This is a genomic window from Dietzia massiliensis (genome assembly GCF_018390595.1).
Lineage (GTDB): Bacteria > Actinomycetota > Actinomycetes > Mycobacteriales > Mycobacteriaceae > Dietzia > Dietzia massiliensis.
Genome location: NZ_JAHBAV010000305.1, coordinates 1 through 364 on the forward strand (window position 1 = coordinate 1; position 364 = coordinate 364).

General features: G+C 59.3%; 1 protein-coding gene. It reads right to left on the bottom strand.

The window, feature by feature from the left end:
- A partial coding sequence (locus tag KHA85_RS20620; RefSeq protein WP_213186731.1) for an FtsX-like permease family protein occupies positions 1–364 on the bottom strand: 364 nt, incomplete at both ends.

Below are 364 nucleotides of genomic sequence, written 5' to 3' on the forward strand. Positions count from 1 at the left end.
GAAGTAGATATCGCCCGACAGGAAGGAGTGGCCGACCAGTTTCTCGATGCCCCGGATAATGTTGGTTAGCTGCAGCGAGGCGATCACCCCGATCACCACGCCGCTCAGGCTGCCCAGCAGCCCGGCCAGCAGCCCGTACCAGATGAAGATGGCGCGGATAAAGCCGTCTTTGGCGCCCAGGGTGCGCAGCACCGCGATGTCGGCGCTTTTGTCTTTCACCGCCATCACCAGCGTGGAAACGATGTTGAAGCAGGCCACGCCGATCACCAGCACCATCGCCAGGTACATGATGGCGCGGATCATCTGGATATCGCGGTACATGTAGCCGTATTTGCCGATCCAGCTCTTGATGTAAATGTAGGCG